This window comes from Cupriavidus sp. 2SB (genome assembly GCF_005503625.1).
Taxonomy (GTDB): Bacteria; Pseudomonadota; Gammaproteobacteria; order Burkholderiales; family Burkholderiaceae; genus Cupriavidus.
On the sequence record NZ_SCMX01000021.1, the window covers coordinates 21826 to 46057 of the forward strand.

Here is a 24232-nt window from a genome sequence, read left to right on the forward strand (position 1 = left end):
CGGCTTGTTTACAGAATATTGGCGTTGCATCGGGACACATCCAACCGCTGACGGCGCCATGTGCGGTCATGGCGCGGCACCGTCCGCATCGTCCTGTGAGGCTTGCGCCGCACGTTGGGCCATGAGTTCGTCGCGGATACCTTCCCAGACCCAGGGGCCTTGCTGCACCGGCAGGGGCGTATCGCGCGCCGGGCCAGTGGTCAGGCCGAATAACAGCATGTGCAGTAGCTGGTCGACATAGGCGTCGGGATCGATGGCCGGCACGTTCAACTGACTGAACGACTGGCGCCACAGCATGAGGAACATCAGCGGCGCGCAGAATAGCGTGGTGGTCGGGTTGGCGGGAACGCTGCGGAATTCGCCGCGCTCCACGCCGCGCGCCAATACCCGGGCGAACAAGGCGTCGCCGGGTCCCATGACTTCGTCCTGGTAAAACTGTGCAATATCCGGAAAATTGCCGGATTCGGCGATGATCAGCTTGGTCAGGCCCGCTACCTGCGTGGCACCGATCAAGCCCCACCAGCCGAGCAGCAACTCGCGGAGCAGTGCGGGGGTGGAACCCTCGTAGGTATCGACGAGGTCTGTACCACGGGCCAGTGCGGGCACCAGATTCTCGCGCACCACCGATTTGAACAGTTCTTCCTTGTTGGCGAAATACAGGTACACCGTGCCCTTGGACACCCCGGCTGCCGTCGCCACGTCCTCCAGCCGCGTGGCGGCATAGCCGCGCTCCACGAACAGGTCCAGCGCAGCCGCTACCAGTTCCTGGGGACGGGCGGCCTTGCGCCGGCTCCATCGCCGGGTGTCGGGTTCAGTCTTGGGTGAGGCAGGGGTCACGGGATGACGGATTGCCGCCGCCAGGCAGCGACGTAATTAATAACTGGTCGGTCAGTAATGTAGAGGACTGCCTGCACGCGGTCAAGCCGCGTCCGGTGCGGCGCCAGGTTGCGCTTTGTTTCAGGTCGATCATCCGTGCTGAGGCACAATGAGCGCCTGCTTTTGGCAGTCGTGCCGTGAATGTCGGCATTCGATGATGAACCTTGATGATGTCCTGCGAGTCTGAACTCACTTGTCGGGCCGGATGTGGCGCCTGCTGCATCGCCCCGTCGATCACTTCCCCATTGCCGGGCATGCCCCAAGGCAAGGCGGCCGGCGAGCGTTGCGCCCAGTTGCTGCCCGATATGCGATGTGGCGTGTTCGGGCAGCCGGCGCGGCCGGGCTTTTGCGGCGGATTGCGGCCGTCGGCCGAGATGTGCGGCGATTCGCGCGAGGTGGCGTTGGCCTGGCTGACGCGTCTTGAGATCGCCACAGCGCCTGCTCCCCGTGTGACCGTTGTTTGATGGAGATTCACGCATGATCGCTTTGACGCGCCGGCGCTGGCTGGCCGTGGCCGCGGCAACGACTGCGGCTGCCGGGCTGGGCCTGGCGGGCTGCAGCGTATTCCGCAGTGAATATACGTTTTCCCAGGATCAGCTCCAGTCGGCGCTCGAGCGGAAGTTTCCGTTCAACAAGCGGTATATGGAACTGTTCGATATCCAGTTGGCCAATCCACGGCTGGCGCTCGATTCCGCGCGCAATCGCGTGACGGTGACGTTCGATGCCACGGTGGATAACCGGCTGTTTTTCCGGCAGCCGCTGACGGGTCAGTTCGCATTGGACAGCGCGCTTCGCTACGATCCGCCAAGCCATTCGCTGGTGCTGCAAGATCCTGAAGTGAAACAATTCGAGGTGAAGGGCGTGCCTGCCCAGTTTGCGCGGCAACTCAATGCACTGGGCGGCATTCTCTCCGAGCAACTGCTGCAGAATTATCCGCTATATACATTCAAGCCCGAGCAGCTTCGGCTGGCTGGCAGCAGCGTCGAACCCGGTACAATCACGGTCCTGTCCGACGGTATCAACGTCAAGATCAATCGCCCGTAAATTCAGACGAACAATAATGCCGATGCGCCAATGACGCATGGCTTGCGGATCCGACATTCCGCCTTTTCGCCTCCGTGCCTACTTTTTTGAGTCCATATGGATATTGCACTCGCCCTCAAGGCTGTCATTCTCGGGATTGTTGAAGGACTGACCGAATTCCTGCCCATCTCCAGTACCGGTCACCTGATTCTTGCGGGCCAGTTACTGGATTTCAACGACGAGAAGGGCAAGATTTTCGAGATCGTGATCCAGTTCGGCGCGATCCTGGCCGTTTGCTGGGAATTCCGCAAGCGGATTGCCGCTGCGCTGGGCGGACTGGCGTCAGACCCCACGCAACAACGTTTTGCCGTCAACGTTGTGGTCGCCACCTTGCCGGCCATCGTTCTCGCGTTCGTGTTCGGCAAATGGATCAAGGCACACCTGTTCAATCCGATCACCGTGGCGATGGCATTCATCATCGGCGGCGTGGTGATCCTGCTGGCCGAATGGCGCGAGGCGCGTCGCGGCACGGTCTCGCATCCGCAAGGCAATGCGCTGCTGGAAGCGGCCAAGGCCGGTGCGCCGCGTGTCGAATCGATCGACGACCTGAACTGGCGCGATGCCCTCAAGGTCGGGTTTGCCCAGTGTTTCGCGCTCGTCCCGGGCACATCGCGCTCGGGCGCCACGATTATTGGCGGCATGCTGTTCGGGCTGTCGCGTCAGGTGGCCACCGAGTTCTCGTTCTTCCTGGCCATCCCCGTGATTTTCGGGGCGACGGTGTACGAACTCTACAAGGCGCGTGCGCTGCTGTCGGTCGATGACATCGGCATTTTCGGCATCGGATTTGTCTTTGCGTTCCTGTCGGCGTTCCTGTGCGTGCGCTGGCTGCTGCGATTCGTTGCGACGCATGATTTCAAGCCGTTCGCCTGGTACCGCATTGTTTTCGGCGTGATCGTGCTGCTGACGGCTTGGACCGGCATGGTGGCGTGGCACGCTTGATTTCCTGAGCGGTAAAAGAAGAAGGGGGCAGAATCGGCCCCCTTTTTTATGCTTGCGATGCTTTGCGCTTACTGCTTGCGGAATATCACATCCCAGACGCCATGGCCGAGACGCAATCCGCGCTTCTCGAACTTGGTGACCGGACGATAATCGGGCCGCTCCGCAAAGCCGCCTTCGGCTTGCGACGTGTTTTTCAGGGTCGATTCACCGGAGAGCACCTCGACCATCTGGTGTGCGTATTCTTCCCAGTCGGTCGCGCAGTGCATATAGCCGCCTGGCTTCAAACGGCTCGCCAGCAGTTTCACCAGCGGCGGTTGCACCAGGCGGCGCTTGTTATGGCGCTTCTTGTGCCACGGATCCGGGAAGAAGATATGCACGCCGTCCAGCGAATCTTCAGTCAGCATGTGCGCAATGACTTCGACGGCGTCGTGATTCATGATCCGCACGTTCTGCAGGTCGCGTTCGCCGATCAGCTTGAGCAACGCGCCGACGCCCGGTTCATGGACCTCGCAACCCAGGAAATTGTCCTGTGGACGCACGCCGGCGATGTGTGCCGTGGTTTCGCCCATCCCGAAGCCGATCTCCAGAATGGCGGGCGCCTCGCGCCCGAACGTCGCCGCCCAGTCGAGCGGCTGCGGCGCGTAAGGCACGATGAAGTGCGGCCCCAGATCGTCGATGGCGCGCTGCTGGCCAGTGGAGGTGCGGCCCGCACGCCGCACGAACGAACGGATGCGGCGCGGATGTGCAACGTCGGCAGGGGCCGTCGCTGACGTCGCGTCGGAAGGCTGTTGCGGGTCGCCATCGGCGTCATCGCCCGGCAGCGTGTCGGTTTGGGTGTCTTGGGGAAGCATGGCAACAAAAAACCGCCCGGCGATTGCCGGTCATCGTTCGACCGGGTGCCAAAGGCGGCTTGTCAATGAAACGTGGAGCGGGCGATGGGAATCGAACCCACGTCTTTAGCTTGGGAAGCTAAGGTAATGGCCATTATACGACGCCCGCTATGGCTTACTGGGGGCGGATTGTAGCATGGGTGCGGCGGATGCCTCCGGCGTCGCTCCCAGCCTGCTGCGGCATTTTTCCAACCGCATCTGCCCTCTCGGGTCGGTGCCGAGGGCACAATATCGCTTGCCCCATTTCACGCCCGTCGCCCCCGTGCATCCCAATCCTGCCCAACGCTTCACTGCCGAACTGCTACCGCGCATCATCGAGCGTTTGCACCGGCTGTCTCACGGCACGCTGCACGGCGAAGTTTTGCCACCCGAAATTCCCGACGAACCTGGGCGGCTGCGAGTCTGGGCGCCCGCGCGGGCCAATGCCGGGCGATTTGCCTATCCGCTCGACATCACGCTGTCGTGGGATAGCTGGGAGGTCGATCGGCTGTTTGCGACCGGAGGCGAGACGCGCTTTGCGGAGTATCTCGACGCGCTGGCAGGCAAACTCGATGCCTGGCAGGAGCCCCGGCAGTTCGATATCAACACCCGCACGCAGGCCGATCCCACCGTGCTGATCGGTGGCCTCGATTTCGAGCATCTGATGCGCTAGGGAGGGACAGGCGTTGGCGTTATGGCGTTACCGGATGGTCAGCGTGCAGACTGCCGACTCCTCCGATCCCGCTGCGATCCATCGCAATCCCTGTCGATGGTCTATGGCATTGGGCAATCCGAGCCACGGCTCGACGCAGTAGAAATCCGAATCCTCGCGCTCGGTCCATGTTGTCACCGCATACCAGGGCACCGAGTGTGCCGCGTCGGGCGCGGTGATCTCGATCGTGCGGGCAGGGAGCGTCACGGTGACTTCGCCCGGCGCTTTCAGCACATGGAAGGTGTCCTGCAGCCGGGGATCGTCGAGCGCATAGTCGGCCTCGCCCGGCTCGGCATCGGTCAGGCTTCCGTCCTGGCGTTGCCGCATACGTGAGGCAGCCGGCAGCGTAATGTGGCTGCGTGAGCGGTCGCCATGGGGCAGGGCGAAGTAGAAGTGATGTCCGGCGTAGTAAGGCAGCGGCCGGGTGCCGGTGTTGGCGGTGCGCAGCGTGACCTCGAGCCCTGCGGCCACCAGTCGGTACGTCACCGTGAAGACGAATTCGAACGGATAGCCGGCCCGCGTGGCATCGGAGGAGGCCAGTGACAGACTCACTGCATCGTCCGAAATGTCCGAGATCAGGAAGGACAGGTCGCGTGCGAAGCCGTGCTGGGGCAGGGCGTGGACCACGCTTTCCTCGTCTTGCCACTTGCCCACCTCGCCGTCCACGAAATGCCGGCCGATGAACGGAAACAGAAGTGGATTGCCGCCGCGCACCTTTGACAGACGCGACCAGTCGGCTGACGCCGGCCAGTACAGGATGTCCTCGCCCCGGTGGACCCAGCGCACCAGCCGCCCGCCATGTTCGGGAGCCAGTAGCAGATAGTCATCGTTCTGACCGATCTTGAGCAGATCCTGGTCCTGAAAGCGCTGTGTCGTGGTCATCGTGGCGAGGGTATCGGGCATGGACGTTGGGAGGCCACAGCGTAGCGCAAGTTGGCATGGCGCTTGCGAACTTGCGATGACGTGCGAGCCGGATGTGCCGGACGCGCCGCGATGCACCTTGAAGGTGCGCCGCGCGGCGCAAACTGGCGAAATGCGGCGTCGCCACCGATACTGCAAGCGAACGACTCCATCCAAACATTGCGCCCGCCACTGGCGGAGGGAGGCACGTGTGGCCGAGACGACCCTGACCATCAGCAGCAAGACTTACTCCTCGTGGTCGTTGCGCGGCTGGCTTCTGACGCGCTTTGCGGGACTCGAATTCCGGGAGGTGCTCGTGCCGCCTGACGATCCCGCAGTGCGCGCGGAAATCCTGTTGCTCTCGCCCTCTTTCCTGGTGCCTTGCCTGCGTCATGAAGGCGTGACCGTCTGGGATACGCTCGCTATCGGCGAGTATCTCAACGAGATCCGGCCGCAGGCCGGCTTGCTGCCAGCCGATCTGGTGGCGCGTGCGCACTGCCGCGCCATCTGTGGCGAGATGCATTCCGGCTTCGCCGCCATGCGGGCGGCCTTGCCAATGAACCTGAAAGGACATTTCCCGGGCCTCAAGGTGTGGTCCCGTGCGCAGGCCGACATCGACCGGATCGCCACGATCTGGCGCGATTGCCTGGATCGTTACGGCGGCCCTTACCTGTTCGGCGCGCACCGCACGATGGCCGATGCGATGTATGCGCCCGTGGTTACGCGCTTCATCACCTACGGCGTGAAGCTCGATCCGCAGTTGATGGACTTCTGCAAGACCATCCTCGCCATTCCCGAGTTGCAGGAATGGATTCGCGCGGCGCGCGACGAGCGCGACGAGATCAACGAACTCGATGTCGATGCCTGAGCGGCGTGCGTAATCGTCCCCTTCATCGCGCACGTCTCAGGCCACGCGTGACTGACGCGCCAGATAGCTGGTGGCGTAGGCGAAGTACCAGTCCAGGCAGCCTGGGTTGGCCATGGCATCGGGATTGGCAATCTTGTCCGGTGCATGGCCCAGCAACAGCTTCTTGATCGGCACCTCCATCTTCTTGCCCGAGAGCGTGCGTGGCACGCCGGGCACCTGCACGATCTCGTTGGGCACGTGGCGCGAAGAAAGCCCCGAGCGAATGCGTGCGCGCATCGTGTCACGCAGTGCCTCGTCCAGTTGCAGGCCCTCTCGCAACACCACGAACAGCGGCATATAGGATTCGCGGCCAAGGTATTCGAGATCGACCACCATGCTGTCGAGCACTTCAGGCAGTTCTTCCACCACGCGATACAACTCGCTCGTGCCCATGCGGATGCCGTGCCGGTTGATCGTGGCATCCGAGCGGCCGTAGATGACCGCACCGCCGCGTGGCGTGATGCGTATCCAGTCTCCGTGGCGCCACGCGTGGGGATACACGTCGAAATAGCTGTCGCGATAGCGCTTGCCGTCAGCGTCGCCCCAAAGGAACAGCGGCATCGACGGCATTGGCTCGGTGCAGACCAGTTCGCCCACTTCGTCGATCAGCGCGTGGCCGCTATCGTCGAATGCCTCCACCTTGGCGCCGAGGCATCGGCATTGCATTTCGCCCGCATGCACGGGGAGCAGCGGACAGCCTGCGACGAACGAGCCAGCGAAGTCGGTGCCACCCGACATCGGCGCGAGCCATACATCGTGTCGCACGTGTTCGTAGATCCACGCATAGGCTTCCTCGGGCAACGGCGAACCGGTGGAGCCGATGCCGCGCAGGCGGGACACATCCGCGATCTGCGCCGGCTCCACGCCGGCCTTCATCGCATTGGTGAAGAATGCGGCGCCGGCGCCGAACATCGTGACCTTTGCCTCGTCGACGAAGCGCCAGAGCACACCGGCATCCGGCCAGGCAGGGTTGCCGTCGTAAATCGCAATCGTGGTGCCCAGTAGCAACCCGGCGATCTGCGCGTTCCACATGATCCAGCCGCTGCTGCTGTACCAGTGGAAGACATCGTCGCGGCCCAGGTTGTTGTGGAAGGCCATGAGCTTGAGTTGCTCGATCACGATGCCGCCGTGGCCATGCACGATTGGCTTCGGCATACCCGTGGTGCCCGAGGAATAGACGATCCACAGCGGATGGTCGAACGGCACAGGCTCCATGCGCAGCGGCACGTCATGTGCCAGTACATCGGCCCATGCATGCCGACGCACGCGTGCATCGATCTTGATGTCGGCATCAGTGTCGCCTGACGGCACGATGACGACATCGGTCAGCGAGGGCAGGGCGGCCACCAGATCGGCAATGACTGGTGCCCGGTCGTAAGCCTTGCCGCCGTAGCGATAGCCATCCACGGCGATCAGCACCTTGGGTTCGATCTGGCGGAATCGATCGATGACTGCCACTTGCCCCATGTCCGGCGCACATCCGGACCACACCGCTCCAAGGCTGGCCGTGGCGAGGAATGCAATGACCGTGGCCGGGATGTTGGGGAGATAGCCAGCCACGCGGTCGCCACGTGCCACGCCCATCTCGCGCAAGGCGTGCGCCATGGAAGCCACCCGACGTTCGAGATCACCCCAGGTGATGTCGGCCAGCGGCAGGCTCTCGCCAGCGTGACGAATGGCCGTGCGCTGCGCGGCATCCTGCTCGCGGGCGTGGCGAAAGACCTGTTGCACGTAGTTCAGCGTGGCGCCCTCGAACCATCGCGCGCCCGGCATGGTGCGCTCGGACAGTACCGAGGCAGGCGGCGTGTCGAAGCGGACATCGAAGTAATCGACGATGGACTGCCAGAACGCTTCGATCTCGGTGACGGACCACTGCCAGAGGCTGCCGTAGTCCGGGAAATCGAGCCCGCGCTCGCGGCGCAGCCAGTCCATGTAGGCGGCCAGCTGGCTCGCCTGGGCGAACGCCGGCGAAGGCGTCCACATCAGCTTCCCTGCTTCGAGGGTCATGTTGTCTCCTCCGAGGCCCGTCTGACGCGGGCCATGAGAGTGATGGCGTGATGGATGGTCGACAGATGATAGCCGACCGTCCTCCAGCCTGCCGGCCTCGGCCTCCTACCGGCCGGCTTCGAACAGCGTGCCCCAGATCTCGTCGACGCGCGTCTTGATGGCCGGATCCATCTTGATCGGCGTACCCCACTCGCGTGTGGTCTCGCCGGGCCATTTGTCGGTGGCGTCAATGCCCATCTTCGAGCCCAGGCCCGAGACCGGCGAAGCAAAGTCGAGATAGTCGATGGGGGTGTTGTCGACCATCACGGTGTCGCGGGTCGGGTCCACGCGCGTGGTGATGGCCCAGATCACTTCCTTCCAGTCGCGGGCGTCGATATCGTCGTCCACCACGATGATGAACTTCGTATACATGAACTGCCGCAGGAAGCTCCAGACGCCAAACATCACGCGCTTGGCGTGCCCGGCGTACTGCTTCTTCATGCGGACCACCGCCATGCGGTAGCTGCACCCCTCGGGCGGCAGGTAAAAGTCAGTAATTTCGGGGAACTGCTTCTGCAGCAGCGGCACGAAGACCTCGTTCAGCGCCACGCCCAGCACGGCCGGTTCATCGGGCGGCTTGCCGGTGTAGGTGGAGTGGTAGATCGGATCACGGCGCATGCTTATGCGGTCGATCGTAAAGACCGGGAACCAGTCCTGCTCGTTGTAGTAACCGGTGTGGTCGCCATAGGGTCCTTCCAGCGCATGCTCGTAGCCCGAAGGGTGTTCGGGGTCCGGCTGGATATGGCCCTCCAGTACGAACTCCGCCGAAGCCGGCACGGAAAGCTCCGACAGGCTGGGCGTGATGCATCCCGCCAGCGCCGTGCGGCTGCCGCGCAACAGGCCCGCAAACTGGTATTCCGAGAGCGTGTCGGGTACCGGCGTCACCGCGCCGAGGATCGTGGCGGGATCGGCGCCCAGCGCCACGGCGATCGGGAAGGGCTTGCCCGGATTGGCCAGTGCGTGCTCCCGGAAGTCGAGTGCGCCGCCCCGATGCGCGAGCCAGCGCATGATGACCTTGTTGCGGCCGATGACCTGCTGGCGATAGATGCCGAGGTTCTGGCGCTTCTTGTGCGGCCCCTTGGTGATGACCAATCCCCAGGTGATCAACGGCGCCGCATCGCCCGGCCAACAGGTCTGGATCGGCAGCCGAGCCAGATCCACATCGTTGCCTTCCCAGACTACTTCCTGGCACGCCGGGCTGCTGACCCGCTTGGGTGCCATGTCCCAGACGGACTTGACCAGTGTGAACAGCTTGCCGGCTTCGCGCAGTCCCCGCGGTGGTTCCGGCTCCTTGAGCGCGGATAGCACGTGCCCGATATCGCGCAGATCCGACAGCGACGATGCGCCCATGCCGAGCGCCACTCTTTGTGTCGTCCCGAACAGATTTGCCAGCACTGGCACTTTATAAATATCGCCATCGTCGCGTCGCGGCTGTTCGAACAGCATGGCCGGCCCCTCGGCGCGCAGGACGCGATCGCAGATCTCGGTCATCTCGAGGTTGGGCGACACCGGCACGTGGACGCGCTTGAGGTCTCCGCGCTGTTCCAGTTGTCCGATGAAGTCGCGTAAGTCTTTGTATTGCATGGTGAAATCCGGTCAGAATGTGGCGCCGCGCCAATCTCCGGCGAGTCGTCGCGGTGTGTGTGACGATACACATGACCCCTCATCGGCGCAAAAAAATCGTGGCAGTCCAAGCATCAAATTGTAAAGAAATTACGAATTGGCCCGAAGGGGTGGCGGCACGCGAGACTAGGCAGGGTATGCGTTTCGAGGTTCTTGGACCCCATATAAGTGTCGTAAAAAGCCTAGTTACAAATAGCTAAAAGTAGTAGGTTTTTGATTCATTATTCTTGACGGGTTATAAAAGCGTTCCTACAATCCGGTCTGCTCTGTGGGGTGTTGCGCTGCACCATGGCTTCCCTGTCTCTGTCAAGAGGCGGAAACGAAAAAAGCAGCGTCGATACTTCCACACTGATCGTCACCACGGATTCCCGGGAGGAGTCCGGTGCGGTCCCCTGGCGGGATGCCAGGTAATAGGAGTTCTTAGTGGCAGGGTGCAGCTCCCCAGGCTTGTATCCTGCTTCCCGTTGGGCGCATGGGGAGCGCCCGCCAACAGATGCTTGGACACCCCTGCTAGGTGGTCGCAGCATCCTTACTTGAGTACGTTGAGATCGGGCACGCGCAGCAAGTCTGGGCGCGCGCAACGGGGCAGCGGATGGAGGTAAGTATGAGCGGTTGGAAAACCCTTCATCTTCCCGGCATCGGGCGGGCATTGCAGGTCCGCGTCAGACAGCCGGTACCCGGTGTGAGCCGCGCACTCCAAGTGCGACTGGCTCATCCGGTGGCAGGTCGCGCCTTGTTGCGCGGCGGCCGTACGACCTTGAAGTACACCCTGAATGCACTCGGGGTGCTGTCCGTGGCCGCAGCGGTCACGCTCACGCTCAGCCCGCAGTGGCGGACGTCCCTTGCCGGTGCGCTGGCGGGAACCGAAGCGCCTGCCGTGCTGGTCGATGCTGCCGTCAGCAACGCCGTGGCCGAAGAGGCCAGCCTTGTTGGCGCGGCCGTGCCCGCCGTGTCGGCGGATGTGGCGGCAGCGCGTCTGCTGGCTACTGTGTCGACGTCGGGCAAGGGTCTGCCGACCGTGTCGGGCGTGGACGAGTGGAGCCACACGCCGGCCGGCAAGGTGCCGTCCGTGGCCCATCTGGCCGCACAGATTCCGGTGCAGCGGGTGGCGATGGATGCGCGCTATACCAGTGCGCTGGGTTCTGCGCGTGAACAGGCTGCCGTGGCCGACTACATCGCCCGCAAGTACCGCGTGGCGACGCAGGCGACGGCACAACTGGTCAAGGCTGCATACATGACGGGCCGCGAGGTCGGTATCGACCCGCTGCTGATCCTGGGCGTGATCGCCATCGAGTCGAGCTTCAATCCGTACGCCGAGAGCGGCGTCGGTGCGCAGGGCTTGATGCAGGTGATGACCAAGGTGCATTCGGACAAGTACGAAGCAGTGGGCGGCGTGGCCGCGGCGCTGAATCCGTATGCCAACATCAAGATCGGTGCGCTGGTGCTCAAGGACTGCATCGCCCGCGCCGGTACGATCGAAGGCGGCCTGAAGTACTACGTGGGCGCCACGACACAGACCGATGGCGGCTACGGCGCCAAGGTGCTGGCCGAACGCGGACGCCTGCGTGCGCTGCTGGGCCTCACCGGCACGGAAACCATCAAGGCTCCGGTGGACCGTCACCAGAACGGCGAGAAGCTGGAAGCTGCAAGCGGTACCGCGCAGGCGGCTTGAACGTCAACGCTGGTCAAACAGAAAGGGCACCCCGAGGGGTGCCCTTTCTGTTTTGGTGATAACCGGCTGGCGGTCCTTCAGCGCAGGAAGTGATGCATCCGGTCCATCGCTTCCTCGATATTTGCCATCGAGGTGGCGTACGAGATGCGGATGTAGTCGCGCGCGGTATGGGGGCCAAAATCGGTGCCCGGTACCATGACCACGCCGGCGTCATGCAGGATGGCCTGTGTCAGCTTGTCCGCGTCGCCTGCGGCAGGATGGTTGACGTGGCGGCAATCGGCGTAGACATAGAACGCGCCGTCGGGCTTTACCGGCACCCGCAGCCCCAGCGCCTCCAGGGCGGGCAGGATCGCGTCGCGGCGGCGATGGAATTCCGCCTTGCGCTCGTCGTAGATGGCTAGCGCCTCCTTCGAGAAGCACGCCACGGCTGCATGCTGTGCCACGGCCGATGCGCAGATGAAGAGGTTCTGCGCCACCTTCTCGAACGCCGGCACCAGCGAATCTGGCACCACCAGCCATCCCAGCCGCCAGCCCGTCATGTTGAAGTACTTCGAGAAGCTGTTTACGGTCACCACGTTGTCGTCGAGGGACAGTGCCGACACGGGCGGCGCGTCATACGACAGGCCCTGGTAGATCTCGTCGACGATCGCAAAACCCTGGCGCTTGCGGACTTCGTCCAGAATCGACTTCAGTTCATCGGGCAGGATCGAAGTGCCGGTTGGGTTCGACGGCGTGGCAAGCAGTACGCCGCGCGTCTTCTCATTCCAGTGCTGCACCACCTGAGCGGCGGTCAGCTGGAAACGCTCGGCCGGGCCGCTCGGGATCATCTTCGCCTGCCCGTCGAAGGCCGCCACGAAATGCCGGTTGCAGGGGTAGCTCGGGTCAGGCATCAACACTTCGGCGCCGATATCGACCAGCACGGCACAGGCCAGCAGCAGTGCACCCGAGGCGCCCGCGGTGACGATGACGCGACGCTCCGGGATATCGAGGCCGTATGCCGTCTTGTAGTGGCCCGCAATGGCCTCGCGCAGCGCGTGGATGCCCAGGGCGCCAGTGTATTGCGTGACGCCACGCCGCATGGCGGCCTCCGCAGCATGTACCACCGGGGCGGCCGCCGTGAAGTCGGGCTCACCGATTCCCATATGGATGATGTGCCGTCCGGCACGTTCGAGCTCGGCCGCCTGCTTGGCCAGCTCCATGACGTGGAAGGCTTCGATATTGGCCAGGCGGGACGCGGTGGCGATGTGCTGGAGGTTCATGGCAGATTAGGCAGGCCGTCGGGAAAGAAACCGGTGCAACATTGGGTGAGTGCGCCTCGACATGATAGTCGGCATGAAAAAACCCGCCGAAGCGGGTGTCGTGGTCCAGGCTGGCCGCCGCACGAAGTGGCGCGTCGGCAGTGGGCGCCAGGATCAGCGGCGTGCGGCCACTTCCGGTGCCCGCACCTGCGCGGCCAGCTTGTCGAGTACGCCGTTGACGTACTTGTAGCCTTCCACGCCGCCGAACGTCTTGGTCAGTTCCACGGCTTCGTTGATCACGACCTTGTACGGGATGTCCAGGCAGTGCACGAGCTCGTAGCTGCCCACCAGCAGCGCGGCACGCTCAACTGGCGACAGCTCGTCGACTTTCCGGTCGAGGAACGGCTCGAACGCTGCCGTCAGGCGCGCTTCCTCTCGCACGGCGCCGTTCAGCAGGGCGTTGAAGTGTTCGGTGTCCGCCTTGTTGAAGCCCTGCGCGTCATGCAGGTGCGCCTGGATCGTGCCGATGTCGTTGCGGTTCAGCAGCCATTGGTAGAGCCCTTGCAGCGCCAGCTCGCGCGAACGGCGGCGCGCACTCTTCGGCGGCGCCTTCGGCTCGGTACGCGGCTTGGCGCCCGACGGCTTATCACCGGTGTCGTTCACATCACTCATCATCTTCACCGTCGCCAGCTTCGTTCTCGCGCAGCGAATCCAGCGCGACCACCAGGTTTGCCATTTCCACGGCGGTACGGGCGCAATCGCGACCCTTCTCGCGCGTGCGGGCGTGGGCTTGCTCGTCCGTATCCACGGTCAGGATGCCGTTGGCGACGGGAACGTTGAAGTCCAGGCCCACGCGGGTGATACCGGCGCCCGACTCGTTCGAGACCAGCTCGAAGTGGTACGTCTCGCCGCGCACGACGGCACCCAGTGCCACCAGTGCGTCGAACTGGCCGCTTTCGGCCATCTTTTGCAGGGCCAGCGGTACTTCCAGCGCGCCGGGTACGGTCACCAGCAGCGTGTCTTCACCTTCGACGCCGAGTTTTTCCAGTTCGGCCATGCAAGCCTCGCGCAGCTCGTTGCAGACGGGCTCGTTGAAGCGGGCTTGCACAATCCCGATACGCAGGCCTTCGCCGTCGAGGTTCTTCTCGTAGAAGCCGTGATCCATTGTCAATTCTCCGTAGATTCGTTCAGGCACTGGCAGGCGCCAATGCCCATGATTTCTGTGTGCCTGCTATCCGGACAGGCCCAACCGTCAGTCGCAGTTGGCTTCGCCTTCCATGGCATGGCAGCCGACGATTTCGAGGTCATAGCCCGTCATGCTCGGCATCTTTTGCGGCGAACCCAGCACGCGCATCTTGCCCACGCCCACATCGCGGAGGATCTGCGCCCCCATGCCATAGGTGCGCAAGTCGGGCTTGCGGCGCGGACGGTCGTTCGGGGCGTCCAGCGCCGCAAACTGCGTGAACAACTGGTCGGGCGAGTCGTCGCAGTTCAGCAGCACCATGACACCGGTATCGGCGCCGTGCAGCGCTTCCAGCGCAGCGGGCACGCTCCACGAGTGCGTGGTGCGGCCGGCTTCCAGCACGTCCAGCACCGACAGCGGCTCGTGCACGCGTACCAGCGTGGCGCGATCCGGATGCGGCTGGCCCTTGATCAGCGCCAGGTGCGCGCGGCCTGTCGGCTTGTCGCGGTACATCACGCTGCGGAACGTGCCCCACGGCGTCTGCATGTCGCGCTCGCCCACACGTTCGATGATGCTCTCGGTGCGGCTGCGGTAGTGGATCAGGTCGGCGATGGTGCCGATCTTGAGATCGTGCTCACGCGCGAACTCCACCAGATCGGGCAGGCGAGCCATCGTGCCGTCGTCCTTCATGATCTCGCAGATCACGGCGGCGGGCGTCAGTCCGGCCAGCGCGCCGAGGTCGCAGCCGGCTTCGGTGTGGCCGGCGCGGATCAGCACGCCGCCGGGCTGGGCGGTCAGCGGGAAGATGTGTCCCGGCTGGACCAGGTCGGCAGCGCGGGCGTCCTTGGCTACCGCGGCCTGCACGGTGCGGGAACGGTCGGCGGCGGAGATTCCGGTGGTGACACCTTCGGCGGCTTCGATCGAAACCGTGAAGTTGGTGCCATGCACGGTGCCGTTGCGTGACACCATCGGATACAGCTCAAGCTGCCGGCAGCGCTCGGCCGTCAGGGTCAGGCAGATCAGGCCACGGCCAAACTTGGCCATGAAGTTGATGGCTTCCGGCGTCACGAAATCGGCTGCCAGGACGAGATCGCCTTCGTTCTCGCGGTCTTCCTCATCGACGAGGATAACCATGCGGCCGGCGCGAATGTCGGCAATGATGTCTTCGGTACGGGCGATAGTCATGGCTGGGGCGACGTTTGATGACGGGCGGGTGCGGATGGCGGGCAGGGCCGGTACCTTGGGGTTACCGGCGAAATCAAGGCCGCTATTGTACGCCAAGGCGTGTGCCAGCGCCCTCGGCGGTGGGCCGCAGCCATCGGGTTCTTCCCGGTTGCGCGCAAGTGCGGCGCACGGCATATCCATGACAGATGGCATTGATCGGAGAGAAGCGCATGACTGCACCGCTGCATGGAATTCGTATCGTGGAATTCGAAGGACTCGGGCCGGGACCGCTGGCGGGCCGGATGCTGGCCGACATGGGCGCCGAGGTGACCGTCATTGCCCGCCGGCAACGCGGGGCGGTGGCCGAACTGCTGGGTGGCGACAAGCCGAGCCCGTTGCGGCGCGGCAAGCGCATCGTGCCGCTCGACCTCAAACAGGACGCCGACCACGCCGAAGCCTTGCGCCTCGTAGCGGATGCCGATGCCTTGATCGAAGGCAATCGCCCTGGCGTGATGGAGCGGCTGGGGCTTGGGCCCGTTGACTGCGCCGCGCGCAATCCCCGGCTGGTCTATGGCCGCATGACCGGCTGGGGCCAGACAGGACCCTTGTCGCAATCGGCGGGGCATGATCTCAACTACGTGGCGCTGAGCGGTATGTTGTCGCTGTCGGCGCGCCCCGGCGAAACGCCGATGATTCCGCCCACGCTGCTGGGCGATGCGGGCGGCGCGCTGGGATTGGCCTTCGGCATGGCGTGCGCCATGCTCGAGGCGCGGATCACGGGCCGTGGCCGGGTAGTCGATGCGGCAATTGTCGACGTGGTGACCATGCTCGGCGGCATTGCGCTCTGGGTTCGCAACAACGGCCAGCTCGACGGCGCCGAGCCCAGCCCGTTCCATGCATCGCCGTTCTACGATGTCTACGCGTGCGCCGATGGCGGATACATCACCATCGGTGCCCTGGAGCCGCAGTTCTATGCGTTGCTGCTTGGCAAGCTGGGACTGCACGACATCGATCCCGCCCGGCAGTACGACACCGCGACCTGGCCGGCGTTGAAGCAACGATTCGCCGCGCTGTTCCTGAGCCAGCCGCGCGAGCACTGGGATGCGCTGCTCGGGGGCACCGACGTCTGCTATGCGCCGGTCCTCAGCATTGCCGAGGCCGCCCGGCATCCGCACAACGTGGCACGCGGGTTGTTCGTCGAGCATCCCGACGGGACGCTCGATGCGGCGGGCGCGCCGAAGTTCGGTCCTGCCGGAGACTGAGCGGCAGGGTCAGCCGAGCGTCGCCTCGCCGGAAGCCGACAGCATCCGCTCGACGTATCGCGCGATCAGGTCGATTTCCAGGTTCACGCGCTTGCCCGCCGCGAGTTCGTTGAGCGTGGTGACTTCCACCGTGTGCGGGATCAGGTTGATCGAGAACACGCAGCCGTCGGCTTCGTCGCTGACCGTGTTGACGGTCAGCGATACGCCATTCACGACCACCGAGCCCTTGTAAGCCAGATAGCGGCCAAGTTCGCGCGGCGCGCGGATGCGCAACTCGTGCGACTCGCCCACCGGGGCAAAACGGACCACCTCACCCAGGCCATCGACATGGCCCGACACCAGATGGCCGCCGAGACGGTCCGCCAGGCGCAGCGCCTTTTCCAGGTTGACGCGACCCGGCTGTGCCAGACCGACGGTCTTGTCCAGCGATTCGCGCGAGACATCCACGTCGAAATGGCCGGCTTCCAGCGTGACCACGGTCATGCAGGCGCCCTGGATGGCGATGCTGTCGCCGATGCCCACGTCCGAGAGGTCCAGGCCGCCAGCGGCCACGCGCAGGCGCACGCCCGCAGTGCTATCGCCGAGCGGGGAAACGGATTCGATGCGGCCCACTGCCGCCACAATGCCAGTAAACATATTTGCCTCTGTCTGAATACGATGAAGTCGGTCGTTAGTCCTTGCTGTCGGCGCGACGTGCGATCAGGCGCAGGTCGTCGCCGATCTGCCGCACTTCGTGCCAGCGGAATGCGGTGGCGTCTTCCAGTTTGGTCAACGGCGGCAGGTTGAACATGCCCTGCGCGTCGCCCAACAGGCGGGGCGCCAGATAGACCAGCAGTTCATCGGCACACCCTTCGCGGATCAGCGAACCGTTGAGCTTGAAGCCGGCTTCTACGTGGAGTTCGTTGATGCCGCGCTGTCCGAGCGCTTCGAGCATGCGGCGCAGTTCGACCTTGCCATGGCGGTTGGGCAGGACCACGACCTCCACGCCGCGCGCTTCGAGCGCACGCTGGCGGGCCGGATCCTCCACCGCGCAGAAGACCAGCACCGGCTTGGCGAAATCACCACTGTCACGGTTCAGGATCTGGGCGTCGAGCGGCACTTCCAGCCGGGAATCGACCAGTACACGTTGCGGCTGTCGCGGTGTGTCGATAGCGCGGACGGTCAGCGCCGGGTTGTCGTCGCGGACGGTACCGATGCCGGTCAGGATGGCGCAGGCGCGCGCGCGCCACGCATGGCCATCATCGCGCGCCGCCTGGCCGGTGATCCATTGACTTGTGCCGTCATGGAGCGCCGTGCCGCCATCGAGCGAGGCCGCCACCTTGACGCGAACCCAGGGCAGGCCACGCGTCATGCGCGACACAAAGCCGATATTGAGATCGCGCGCCTCTTTTTCCAGCAGTCCGCAGCGCACGTCGATACCGGCCTCGCGCAGCCGTTGCAGGCCGCGCCCGGACACCGAAGGGTTGGGGTCCTCCATCGCCGCCACCACGCGGGCGATACGCGCACGCACCAGCGCATCCGCGCACGGTGGGGTCCGGCCGAAGTGGCTGCACGGCTCCAGCGTGACATAGGCGGTGGCGCCAGCGGGATCGTGCCCGCGCGCGATGGCATCCTTCATTGCCTGGATCTCGGCGTGATCGTGCCCGGCCGGCTGTGTGAATCCCTGTCCGATGACCTGACCGTCCTTCATCAGGACGCAGCCGACGCGCGGGTTTGGCGTGGTGGTGAACATGCCACGGGCGGCGAGCGCCAGGGCCTGCTCCATGGCGGTGTGATCGGATGCGGAGAACATGGCTGGTGAGTCGGATCCTGAGGAGGCGTCGGGGCAGTCAGCGTGCAGCGGACGGGGCCGGATTCGTAGATTCCAGTGGGTCGCAATCGATATCGACACCGGGTCGGCAAGTCCGGATACGCCCTTGCGCGCCAAGCCTGACCTGACGCTGTGCGGCATGGCAACGCAAGTGGAACGTAGCAGCGAAGAAGCCACCACGCTCAGATCGTGAGTATCCCACAGCTGTCAAGCGCAGGCTTTGTGCGCCTCCGGCTCCCGCCGTGCCATGCAACGCGACGGTCAGGCACCGCTCGCCCAGCCGGACCATGGAGAAGGGGGGCTGCGAGCGATGCGCCTCGGTTGGGCGGGTAGCCACGGTGGACAGTTGCCAGCCACGGTCGAGTGTCCTGGCGTTGGCCGCAGGACTCAACATCACCTCGGTCCGGCGTGCTGCCGCCGTGGTACGCGCCAGCGCCAGCGAGGCCGCCAGCCGGTCCGCCGCCCGCGCGACGTGATACTCCGCCACCAAATCGCTTAGCGATGGCAGGGCCGCCAGCATGAGGATCGCAGAGACCGCCAGTGTGACCAGCATTTCGACGAGCGTCACGCCCCGTACGTCCCTGCCCGGTGTCTTCGGCATATCAGCAAGCCTCCGGCAGTGGAATGGGAATATCGTCGGTGGTGAGCATTGAAAGCCACTCGCCGTTGCTGCGCAAAATCACGATGCCGCAGGATGCGTCGGGATAGGTCGGTGTCGCGCGGATCTCGACGCAATGAGACAGGTCGGCGCCGGCACAACTCGTTGCGGTCAACCAGTGCCGGGTGCGCGCAGGCGGCGCGGGCACCGGCGATGGCCAGTCGCCCGCCGGGTTGGCGCCATCCGCTCCCTTTGCGAACGACGTGGTAATGAGCGCATGACGCTCCAGCGTCAGCATCGCCGAGATCAACGAGGCGCGCGCCTGGAGCCGCCAGGCCCGCTCCGCGTGTCGCTGCCAGGCGGGCAAGGCCAATACGGTGAGTAGCGCCGCGATGACCGCCACCACCAAGAGCTCGACCAGGCTGAAGCCGGCGCACCGCTGAGTTCGATGAGGCTCGTTCATGGCGTTCATGGCGTTCATTGCGGTGTCCTGATCAGTTCGCGCCAGCCTAGCCGTCCGCGTTGGCGATGCCATCGGGCCTCTTGCATCGGAAGCGCGGTATCGCCTTCGATGCGCCACCACGCAAGGTCGAAGGTCTCGCGCGTGGAGGTTGCGGGCGCCCGCGGCTGCTCCAGTGTGCTGGTCGAGGTGGGAGTCGAGGTAATGATCGGCATGGCAGTCTGCCCATCCCATGGCAGGCCAGTCGCCGCTGGCACTGGCGCGCCGTTCTCGTCCTTCACGGTCACCGACACCCCGCGTGCCGCATCCACCAGATAGCTGCGCTGCTGTCCATCGGGCGTGACGGTCGTGAAAGCGAGATGCACGGGACTGACGGCGTGGAGGGTGTCGATCCGTTCGTCGGTACGCGGCATTCGCATCGTCCAGCCGGCGTCTCCCGGCAAGCCCCTGGGGTTTGCGGGCTGCAGCACGACGCCATCTCCCGTCGCCACCGCTTTGATACGGGAAGGCTCGCGACGTGTGCCGGATCGGTCGGGGATCGCCGAGAGTTCGCTACCGCTGCTGTAGACGACCATCGGTCCCGTACCTGTCTGGATGACGACCGGAGGTTCTGCGGTATCCGTCGAACTGGATGCATGGCGATGCATGCAGATCGGCGCGCGGACATCGGTGTCACGCGACAGGTGGTCGAGCCCAAATCGCCAGAGCCGCCCCCGGTCATCGCTGGCATAGGCGGCACGTGCAACGCCGCTGGCATCGCGCCGGACCGTGGTAGCCAATAGCCGGGCCGCCGGTGCCGAGACACCGCAGCCCGATGCGGGCAGGGAGAAGCGTCGCACCTTTCCTGTTTCGTGCCAGGCGCTGACCGGCCGGTCGAGGGGGAGTAGTGCCAACGCGGCGGGCGTGTTCGATCCAGGCTCGGGTGCGAGGATTGTTATAGCGGCCCATCGACGCACACCGTATTCCATCCACATGGCAGCGCGCACTGGCCCGCTGCCTGATAACGGCAACTGCGCATTGGCGCCAATCTCCCAGAGCAAGCCAATGGGCGTGGCGGCATCGGGGTCCGATACATCGAGCACGAATACCGCGCCGGCCTGGAGAGACGAGTTCGTCCTGTTGGCGGGAATGGCGCAGAGCAGTAACGTTCGCCACGTTCCAGCGGGATCGGCGTCGATGCTCTCCGGCCGGGGGCACGGCGCAGGGGGAAGCGGGTGGCCAGGCGTAGCGACCGATGCCGCGTCGCGGAGTAATGTGCGTGGCAGGTACGCAGCCAGTTCCTGTCCGGTGACTGCATCGAACCCATGTAGCAGGCCGTCGCGCGTGCCAAGCCAGACCGTGGTGCGACGCTGCGCGTACCGATTGCGAAAGGGCGTGTGGCCCGGCTGCATCGGCAGCCATCGGGGCGGCGGCACGACATGAACGCGCGCGCCTGTGGCGCTGGCCAGCCGGGTATCGCGCGGGCGATGAGCCGCGTCGGCACCGCTGCCGCGCAGCCACGACATGCGCGATTGGCCCGTGCCGCCGGGTTCCACGGCATCGAGCATGACCTGGGTGTCGACATCGAGAGCGAACCAGCGCAGGGGATCGAGTCTGCCTCCGCCAAGGTAAAGCCGACGTTCGTCGATATCCTGCCGATCCAATACATCGCCGGCCTCCCATTGGGAGAGGACCGCCTGCGAAGACAGCGACGTTGTACGGAACGCCAGCGCTTCCAGCCGTCCTGTCCATGGATGTCCACCCGCCGAGATCCTGTAGCCGAGCGGCAATTGCCCGGGGGTGGCAAGGGCAGAAGGTTGCAAGCCGCAGAGCAGCGCACCCATGAGCCAAGCGATCATCGTCGAACTGCTGCTCATGGCTGGAACTCCGTCTGGAGCACGACGCGGATGCTCGGATCGCGCCCGATACCCAGGGCAACGATGGCCATGCGCGGCCACATGCCTGCGGCAGGACTGTCAGGATCGTCGCTGAGTTCTATGAGATAGCGGGGCAGGGTGGTGGCGCCGATGACATCGGCCGGGAGTTCCGGCAGTGTGGCGCCGGTGATCGAACCCAAAGGAATTCCCGCACTATCCGATGCGGCGCCATCGAGCCAGGATTGCCATGCCCGGCCATCGCCGTCTGCGCGGCAGATACCCGCCTGAGGGCCGCTGCCACAGGTACCGGGCGCGGGCCAGGCAGATAGTCGGTCGCTGGAAGACGCCGTCGCGGCGATCAGGTCGGCTTCGGCATCGCGCAGCGCGGCTTCGGCGGCGCGGAACGCAATCTCTCGATCCAGTTGGTGGCTCGCCAATTGCCGCCCTGTCAGCAGAAAATGCACTGACGCTGTGCCGATGCCAGCGATCAGCAACATCAGCGTGGCGACGAATGTCATCAGCGCGGCGCCACGATGCCTGCGGCGATTGCGACGCGTTAGCATAGGCCCTCCATGCAGTGCGATGGATTGCGCAGTCGGAGCGTGCTGACGAACGTGCGGCGTCGCAGTGCAGGTTTCGCTTTGGGAGTGAATGTGTCGTCATCGACGACATCTTCCCCCGCCACTACAGGCAGCAGCGAGAGCCGCTGTCTCCACGCGTACAAGACGGTCGGACGCTCTCCGCGAATCACCACGGCAATCTGCACGGCTCGCACGCGATGCCACGTATCGGCACCGAGGGCATCCACACCTTGTGCCGACAGGAAGCGCTCCACCGCACCGTCACCATTCGTGTCGATGCCATAGCGCAATTGCAGTGTTTCCACACCGCGCACCAATGTGCCTGACGTGTAGCGCGTAGCCCGCACGCGGGTGCCTTGGCGGCTCGGATATCGGCATAGCAACTGCGGCACGCCATCGCTGGCGATGCCGATGTAGAACAGGTTGGTCGCGGCGTGGTGGGGCAACGGGGCGCCATCCGGCGGAAAGGCGCGCGCCGGCAACGCACACCCACCGCAGTCGCTCATCGTCCCATCGGGCAAGGTCGGGTCCGTTGCACGTCCACTGCCTGAAACGCGAACGAGCAGCGCATCGCTGCGTAGCACGCCGGCGCGTGCACAGTTGAGGCTGGCATCGATCGATGGCATCGCGCAGTTATCGCGCCCTTCGATCGGCGGGACGGGCGCGGGGTGCGACGGGGAAAACGCGACCTGCCCGGGTATCCATCCGGCCTGCCGCACCGCATGCCCGATGATGGCTAGCGCGCGCTGGCCGCGTTCCTCGATCTCCATGCTGTCCGCCACGCTCGCATAGGCGTCGCGCGCAGCCCAGAAGGACAGCAGGACCGCTACGGTCACCAGCATGCCCAATGCCAAGCCAACCATCATGTCGACGAGCGCGAAGCCCTGGCTGTGCAATCGCCTCTTCATGGCGAAACCCACAGCGCAATGCGCGTCGGCATGACAGTGTCTCGTTCCACCCGGGACGTTGCCTCGGCAGGCAACATGGCTACAGCGAGGCGAGAACCGGGCAGGCATCCACCACCAGGCGATGCGGTCTCGCAGAGCGCCACGCGCGACGCATCGCCACCGACGATCGGCCAGGCGTCGTCTCCCACCTCGGCTTGCTCCGCAGCCAGACGAAGCGTCGCCACCAGCCGCTCGTGCTCGCCACTCCAACGCAACCACCCAGTCGACAGTCCGGCCAGCGGAACGGCCGCAAGGCCAACGATGGCGATGCAGAGCAGCGATTCGAAAAGGGTATAGCCGCCGCGATGCCTACGGCGCGTCAGGCAGGATGAGGACGGAGCGTGGGAAGAAAGGGTCGGAAACATCGGGCATTCGTTCGGAAGAAACGGATGCCCACGATAGCGGCGGAGAGGACGCTAAAACGTGTCCGGTTGTTGTGGATCTGTGGAATTTTGTGTCCGAGGGGGAGTCGGAAAGCTCGGACGTTTCGCTGAACCTTAGGGCATCGCGCAGGTCGCTGGCGCGGTATCGGGATTGCAGATGCGGGATCGGCCCAGCAGGCTGATGTCGACCACACGTTTCGAGGTGCCGATCTGGAAGCCTGCCTTCATCGACATCTGTGCTTTGCCTGTCGTCTGGGAGTAGCCGGCGGGTGAGAAGGTGATGTACGACAGGCCAGCAGGGGTGGTGGACGTTGTGATTGTGACGTCCGAAGGCAATTCGTTGCTCTCGGCGATGAGGCTGTCGCTTCCCGTATATTCCCCGTCGGGCGACACATGCTCGTTGAAGACCTGCCAACCCTTGCGCCAATCGCCTTCAATCGGCGCGATGGTCACATAGCTGTTCGAAGCCGCGGCAATCGTTCGCGCCTTTGATACCGCCGAGTGGAAATCACCCGCTACGGTGACGGCGCGTTGGCTCCGCATGAACTGGGTCATGCTGGGGACGGCGAACCCGACCAGCACGATGCCCACCGCCATTGTGGTGATGAGTTCCAGCAGCGTGAAACCGCCCGTGCTGGGTGATAGTGACCTTGGCATGATGTTCACCAGCAGTTCGGGGTTTGCGAAGGCGTGCTGCCATTGGGCATATTGTCCCGCTTGCCCGTGGTTTGCAGGACCAGCGTGCCGCACGTGGCGTCGGCGCGATTCGGAATGGCTTGTAGCTCAATGCATTGCCCGGCCACGGAGCCGGCGCAAGTGACTGCCTGAATACGGTACGCGCTGCCGCCCGATGTATCGCCGGAGTACTTCTTGTATCCCTCCCAGGGGGAGGGATCCGTGTTTGAGGTCGCGTACGTATTGAACTGCGAGTAGTGCCGCTCGAACAGCTGCATGTTCGTCATGAGCGCGGACTTTGCCTCCGTACGCCGACCCTTCAGGATGAACTCGTTGTAAGACGGATAGGCGAAGGCGGCCAGGATGCCGATGATTGCCACTGTGACCATCAGTTCGGCGAGCGTGAACCCTTGTTGGTGGCATCGGTCGAGACGATTCATGGCGACGG

At 64.4% G+C, this 24232-nt stretch carries 26 protein-coding genes and 1 tRNA gene; 7 read left to right on the forward strand and 20 right to left on the reverse strand.

What is annotated here, in order from left to right:
* Positions 1-66 precede the first annotated feature (66 nt).
* Positions 67-837, reverse strand: coding sequence for a TetR/AcrR family transcriptional regulator (locus FFS21_RS12235; protein ID WP_137925114.1), 771 nt, complete (start codon positions 835-837; stop codon positions 67-69).
* A gap of 209 nt (positions 838-1046) precedes the next feature.
* Between FFS21_RS12235 and FFS21_RS32460 the strand changes: the two genes are divergently transcribed.
* From FFS21_RS32460 to FFS21_RS12250, 3 genes are all read left to right on the forward strand, one after another.
* Positions 1047-1340 carry a YkgJ family cysteine cluster protein gene (locus tag FFS21_RS32460; RefSeq protein ID WP_137925173.1) on the forward strand — a complete coding sequence of 98 codons (294 nt, stop codon included), beginning with the start codon at positions 1047-1049 and terminating at the stop codon, positions 1338-1340.
* A 13-nt stretch (positions 1341-1353) separates the two neighbouring features.
* On the forward strand, positions 1354-1920 hold the full coding sequence (locus tag FFS21_RS12245) for a DUF1439 domain-containing protein (protein WP_137925115.1): 567 nt from the start codon (positions 1354-1356) through the stop codon (positions 1918-1920).
* A 96-nt stretch (positions 1921-2016) separates the two neighbouring features.
* A complete protein-coding gene (locus FFS21_RS12250; protein ID WP_137925116.1) occupies positions 2017-2898 on the forward strand; it encodes an undecaprenyl-diphosphate phosphatase in 882 nt (293 codons plus the stop codon).
* Positions 2899-2966: 68 nt separating this feature from the next.
* On the opposite strand, the gene trmB is transcribed toward FFS21_RS12250, so the two are convergent.
* Together trmB and FFS21_RS12260 are read right to left on the reverse strand one after the other, a co-directional pair.
* Complete coding sequence (gene trmB, locus FFS21_RS12255; RefSeq protein WP_137925117.1) at positions 2967-3749, reverse strand: tRNA (guanosine(46)-N7)-methyltransferase TrmB; 783 nt, start codon at positions 3747-3749, stop codon at positions 2967-2969.
* Between the two features lie 73 nt (positions 3750-3822).
* Positions 3823-3897 (reverse strand) — tRNA-Gly (locus tag FFS21_RS12260).
* Positions 3898-4050: 153 nt separating this feature from the next.
* Here FFS21_RS12260 and FFS21_RS12265 point away from each other — a divergent pair.
* Positions 4051-4440: a DUF5594 family protein gene (locus tag FFS21_RS12265; protein ID WP_137925174.1), complete on the forward strand. Its 390-nt coding sequence runs from the start codon at positions 4051-4053 to the stop codon at positions 4438-4440.
* A gap of 27 nt (positions 4441-4467) precedes the next feature.
* Here the strand turns inward: FFS21_RS12265 and FFS21_RS12270 are convergent, their stop codons facing one another.
* Positions 4468-5382 carry an aldose epimerase family protein gene (locus tag FFS21_RS12270; RefSeq protein ID WP_249359342.1) on the reverse strand — a complete coding sequence of 305 codons (915 nt, stop codon included), beginning with the start codon at positions 5380-5382 and terminating at the stop codon, positions 4468-4470.
* A 208-nt stretch (positions 5383-5590) separates the two neighbouring features.
* Between FFS21_RS12270 and FFS21_RS12275 the strand changes: the two genes are divergently transcribed.
* Positions 5591-6247 (forward strand): glutathione S-transferase family protein, encoded by a 657-nt coding sequence (locus tag FFS21_RS12275; RefSeq protein ID WP_137925118.1) that lies wholly within the window; start codon positions 5591-5593, stop codon positions 6245-6247.
* A 36-nt stretch (positions 6248-6283) separates the two neighbouring features.
* On the opposite strand, the gene FFS21_RS12280 is transcribed toward FFS21_RS12275, so the two are convergent.
* Together FFS21_RS12280 and ubiD are read right to left on the reverse strand one after the other, a co-directional pair.
* Entirely contained in the window at positions 6284-8293 is a 2010-nt protein-coding gene (locus tag FFS21_RS12280; protein WP_137925119.1) for an acetoacetate--CoA ligase, read from the reverse strand.
* Positions 8294-8398: 105 nt separating this feature from the next.
* The gene (gene ubiD, locus FFS21_RS12285) at positions 8399-9916 is read right to left on the reverse strand and encodes a 4-hydroxy-3-polyprenylbenzoate decarboxylase (protein WP_137925120.1); all 1518 of its coding nucleotides are present in this window, start codon (positions 9914-9916) and stop codon (positions 8399-8401) included.
* A 643-nt stretch (positions 9917-10559) separates the two neighbouring features.
* Between ubiD and FFS21_RS12290 the strand changes: the two genes are divergently transcribed.
* Positions 10560-11627: a lytic transglycosylase domain-containing protein gene (locus tag FFS21_RS12290; RefSeq protein ID WP_137925121.1), complete on the forward strand. Its 1068-nt coding sequence runs from the start codon at positions 10560-10562 to the stop codon at positions 11625-11627.
* 77 nt (positions 11628-11704) lie between these two features.
* On the opposite strand, the gene FFS21_RS12295 is transcribed toward FFS21_RS12290, so the two are convergent.
* The 4 genes from FFS21_RS12295 to ribBA form a co-directional block, all read right to left on the reverse strand.
* On the reverse strand, positions 11705-12886 hold the full coding sequence (locus FFS21_RS12295) for a pyridoxal phosphate-dependent aminotransferase (RefSeq protein ID WP_137925122.1): 1182 nt from the start codon (positions 12884-12886) through the stop codon (positions 11705-11707).
* Between the two features lie 153 nt (positions 12887-13039).
* Complete coding sequence (gene nusB / locus FFS21_RS12300; protein WP_137925176.1) at positions 13040-13537, reverse strand: transcription antitermination factor NusB; 498 nt, start codon at positions 13535-13537, stop codon at positions 13040-13042.
* On the reverse strand, positions 13530-14030 hold the full coding sequence (ribH, locus tag FFS21_RS12305; RefSeq protein WP_137925123.1) for a 6,7-dimethyl-8-ribityllumazine synthase: 501 nt from the start codon (positions 14028-14030) through the stop codon (positions 13530-13532). Before ribH ends, nusB begins: the two co-directional genes overlap by 8 nt.
* An 87-nt stretch (positions 14031-14117) precedes the next feature.
* Positions 14118-15233 carry a bifunctional 3,4-dihydroxy-2-butanone-4-phosphate synthase/GTP cyclohydrolase II gene (gene ribBA / locus FFS21_RS12310; protein WP_137925124.1) on the reverse strand — a complete coding sequence of 372 codons (1116 nt, stop codon included), beginning with the start codon at positions 15231-15233 and terminating at the stop codon, positions 14118-14120.
* Between the two features lie 209 nt (positions 15234-15442).
* Between ribBA and FFS21_RS12315 the strand changes: the two genes are divergently transcribed.
* The gene (locus FFS21_RS12315; protein WP_137925125.1) at positions 15443-16474 is read left to right on the forward strand and encodes a CaiB/BaiF CoA transferase family protein; all 1032 of its coding nucleotides are present in this window, start codon (positions 15443-15445) and stop codon (positions 16472-16474) included.
* Positions 16475-16483: 9 nt separating this feature from the next.
* On the opposite strand, the gene FFS21_RS12320 is transcribed toward FFS21_RS12315, so the two are convergent.
* From FFS21_RS12320 to FFS21_RS12365, 10 genes are all read right to left on the reverse strand, one after another.
* Positions 16484-17110 (reverse strand): riboflavin synthase, encoded by a 627-nt coding sequence (locus FFS21_RS12320; RefSeq protein ID WP_137925126.1) that lies wholly within the window; start codon positions 17108-17110, stop codon positions 16484-16486.
* 34 nt (positions 17111-17144) lie between these two features.
* Entirely contained in the window at positions 17145-18266 is a 1122-nt protein-coding gene (gene ribD / locus FFS21_RS12325) for a bifunctional diaminohydroxyphosphoribosylaminopyrimidine deaminase/5-amino-6-(5-phosphoribosylamino)uracil reductase RibD (protein WP_137925127.1), read from the reverse strand.
* A 37-nt stretch (positions 18267-18303) separates the two neighbouring features.
* On the reverse strand, positions 18304-18885 hold the full coding sequence (locus FFS21_RS12330) for a pilus assembly FimT family protein (RefSeq protein ID WP_137925128.1): 582 nt from the start codon (positions 18883-18885) through the stop codon (positions 18304-18306).
* A gap of 1 nt (position 18886) precedes the next feature.
* Positions 18887-19363, reverse strand: a complete 477-nt coding sequence (locus FFS21_RS12335; RefSeq protein ID WP_249359344.1) for a type IV pilin protein — start codon at positions 19361-19363, stop codon at positions 18887-18889.
* Positions 19360-21198: a pilus assembly protein gene (locus tag FFS21_RS12340; protein WP_137925129.1), complete on the reverse strand. Its 1839-nt coding sequence runs from the start codon at positions 21196-21198 to the stop codon at positions 19360-19362. Before FFS21_RS12340 ends, FFS21_RS12335 begins: the two co-directional genes overlap by 4 nt.
* Positions 21195-21761, reverse strand: a complete 567-nt coding sequence (locus FFS21_RS12345) for a pilus assembly PilX family protein (RefSeq protein ID WP_137925130.1) — start codon at positions 21759-21761, stop codon at positions 21195-21197. The genes FFS21_RS12340 and FFS21_RS12345 overlap by 4 nt, the downstream gene beginning before the upstream one ends.
* A complete protein-coding gene (locus tag FFS21_RS12350) occupies positions 21755-22687 on the reverse strand; it encodes a PilW family protein (RefSeq protein WP_249359346.1) in 933 nt (310 codons plus the stop codon). The genes FFS21_RS12345 and FFS21_RS12350 overlap by 7 nt, the downstream gene beginning before the upstream one ends.
* Positions 22684-23091, reverse strand: a complete 408-nt coding sequence (locus FFS21_RS12355) for a type II secretion system protein (protein ID WP_137925131.1) — start codon at positions 23089-23091, stop codon at positions 22684-22686. The genes FFS21_RS12350 and FFS21_RS12355 overlap by 4 nt, the downstream gene beginning before the upstream one ends.
* A 132-nt stretch (positions 23092-23223) precedes the next feature.
* Positions 23224-23766, reverse strand: coding sequence for a GspH/FimT family pseudopilin (locus tag FFS21_RS12360; protein WP_137925179.1), 543 nt, complete (start codon positions 23764-23766; stop codon positions 23224-23226).
* A 5-nt stretch (positions 23767-23771) separates the two neighbouring features.
* The gene (locus FFS21_RS12365; protein ID WP_137925132.1) at positions 23772-24224 is read right to left on the reverse strand and encodes a type IV pilin protein; all 453 of its coding nucleotides are present in this window, start codon (positions 24222-24224) and stop codon (positions 23772-23774) included.
* Positions 24225-24232: the final 8 nt, after the last annotated feature.